We start from the raw sequence: 2,962 nt of genomic DNA, 5'->3' as shown, positions 1-2,962 counted from the left end.
ATCGCTTCAATCGCGGTAATATCGGCGGTTCGATCGAGGCAATGAATGAAGCAATTAAGCTCAATCCTCGCTACACCAAGGCTTATCTCGCCAGATCTTCTGCCAATTTTATGAACAAGCGGATCGGCGCGGCGTTAGCCGATGCCGATCTAGCGATTGCCAGCGATCCCAAATCGGCAATCGCCTATGCTGGTAAATGCTTCTTGCTCAGCGAGTTTGGCAAACAGGGTGAGGCGCTAGGAGTCTGCGATCGTGCCGTGTCATTAGCACCGAATAATGCGATGGCGCTGACGATTCGGGGTTTAGTGGCTACCCGACTAGGTAATTACAGCATCGCCGCCGCCGATCTCGAACGCGCGATCTCACTCGATCCCAATCTCTATTACGCGTATACCAATTTGGCACTGACGCGCAAAGCCCAAAACAACCCCCTCGCCGCCCTCAACTTCGCCCGCAGAGCGGTACAAATTGCCCCCCAATCCCCTGGCGCACAATCTGTACTAGGTCAATTATTAGTAGCAACAGGCGATTATCGACAGGGATTATTCGCACTCAATCGCGCCCTCATTTTGAATCCCAAAATCGCCGCCGCTTATCGCGCTCGATCGCAGGCGCATCAAGCACTAGGGAACACAGCCCAAGCTAAACTAGACAATACCTTAGCTCGGCAATACGCCCTCAGCGCTCCTGATGGATTAATCGACGATATTAGTTTCTTGAATCAGTAGATGAGGGGACTGGGGGACTGGGAGATTGTACCATTACCCATTACCCATTACCCATTACCCATTACCCATTACCCATTACCCATTACCTCTTACCTCTTACCTCTTACCCATTACCTCTTACCTCTTACTCATTACCCATTACCTTACCGCTGATGAATTACCAGAGATTTTGGCTTATTAGTATTGCGATTATAACTAACTTAGCTGCCAGCTTTTCCTTAGCTAAAATTGCCCAGGCAGATCTCCCACCCATTCCAGTCGATCGAGTCACTAGGAATAAATCTACCACCAATTTTGTCAGTCAAGGTACTGAAATATTCCTCAATGGTAAAACTCTAAATGTCCCCTGGGGACAATGGCAAACTAGCAATGGTTTGCGGTTGGGAATTAGCGATACAGCTCTCGATCGCCAGCTCGGGGTAGAGTTATTTAGTAATAGTAATTATCAAACCCAGCCCGTCGATTGGTATGGCACCACTCGATTCCGCAAAGCGGAGGCTACGCCAACGACACCAGTGAGTATAAATGCCAAACTCAGCCGTCAATATCGCTATCTAGATATTACCGATCTCGCCAAACAGAGCGGATGGCAATGGCAGATCGTCGGGACTAAACTGCAACTCAATACACCAGCGACTAGAGTCGTCAATGTCCGCCGCGAAAATATCCCTAAAAACGACAAAATCACCGTCACCCTAGATCGACATACACCCTGGAAACTCAGCCAAACACCTACCGAAGGTTATCTGACGATCGAAGCAATTGCCGACCCAAAATTACTCGCCCAATTTAATGCCCCGCCGCCAACTTTCGACACCAATCTCGACCCCGATGACGATCCGACAGCTAAGAAATTAGAATACAAAGTCACCAGCAGTAAAAATCAAACAATTATTCAATTTCCGATCGTCAAAGGACAGCGGGCGAGGACAAAATTATTGTCGCCAACTAGTCTCGAAGTGAGTATTAACTCCAATCTTGCCACCATTCCCGATCGCGAGATAAAATGGGCACCAGGACTCAAATGGCGACAAAAGTGGGTGAAATTGGGCGCGACTAATTTCCCCGTGAGCTATCTGGAAATCGATCCGCGCCAAAAAGGCATTAAGTTTCGATCGATGCTAGCCCTCGAACCAAATCTCGTCGGTACCAATCATCTGATTAAATTTGCCCCCACCACTCAATTTGCCGCCGCCATCAATGGGGGCTATTTCAATCGCAATAATCGGATGCCCCTCGGCGCTCTCAAACGCGACGGGAAATGGTTGTCCAGTCCGATCTTAAATCGCGGCGCGATCGGTTGGAACGATAAAGGCAAGATGCAGATCGCCCGTCTGAAAATGCAAGAAACCGCGATAACTGCCAACGGCACACAGTTGCCAATTCTTGCCCTCAATAGTGCCTACGTCCAAGCGGGCATCGGTCGATATACGACTGACTGGGGGACTACCTACACGCCAATGCAGGCTAACGAACTGATTTTTACAGTCCAACTCAATCGAGTCACCCAAATTACCCCCGGTAATGCGCTCGGCAGCATTAACATCCCAATCCCTACTAATGGTTATTTACTCGCCTTGAGAGGGCAGCCAGAGCTGTCTGGAAGCCTCCCGATCGGCACCACCCTGAGCTTGCAACGTCAGCTTACCCCGCCAGAATTCGATACCTACTCCCAGATTATCGCGGCAGGCCCCTGGCTGGTAAAATCGAGCCAAATCGTCCTCGATGCCAAAGGTGAAAACTTCAGCGCGAACTTCAGCAAAGAAGCCGCAGTCCGCAGCGCGATCGGCAGCACCGCCACTGGTAATATTATCCTCGTCGCCGTCCACCCCAATCCAGGCGGTAAAGGCCCCACCCTCGCAGAAATGGCGCGACTCCTTCAACAAATGGGTGCCATAGATGCCCTCAACCTCGATGGTGGGAGTTCTACCAGCCTCTACCTCGGCGGACAATTAATCGATCGTGCCTCTGCTACCGCCGCGCGAGTTCATAATGCACTGGGCATCTCGATCGAACCCTAGGTTTTAGGCTTTAGGTTTTAGGGTTTAGGTTTTGTACTCTACCCTCTCCCATCTCCCATCTCCCATCTCCCATCTCCCATCTCCTAAACAAAAAGGCGATCGCTAGCTGACTAACGATCGCCCCTTAAATTTAAAACCCCGATTTCCCTTCGTAATCAGATGCAAATGAGCGCAACAGACACTAAAAAAACATTTTTGAACGTTGGTTGCTCG

Annotated in this window: 2 protein-coding genes; both read left to right on the top strand. The window is 50.0% G+C overall.

What is annotated here, in order from left to right; all coding sequences use genetic code 11:
- On the top strand, window positions 1-728 hold a 728-nt coding region (locus RMO35_RS21155; protein ID WP_309743975.1), incomplete at its 5' end, for a tetratricopeptide repeat protein.
- A gap of 152 nt (window positions 729-880) precedes the next feature.
- Window positions 881-2,749, top strand: a complete 1,869-nt coding sequence (locus RMO35_RS21150) for a phosphodiester glycosidase family protein (RefSeq protein WP_309743973.1) — start codon at window positions 881-883, stop codon at window positions 2,747-2,749.
- Window positions 2,750-2,962 lie beyond the last annotated feature (213 nt).

The organism is Chamaesiphon sp. OTE_20_metabat_361, from assembly GCF_031364565.1.
Note: the sequence above shows the minus strand (reverse complement) of the source record. Positions and strands in the feature narration are given on the sequence as shown.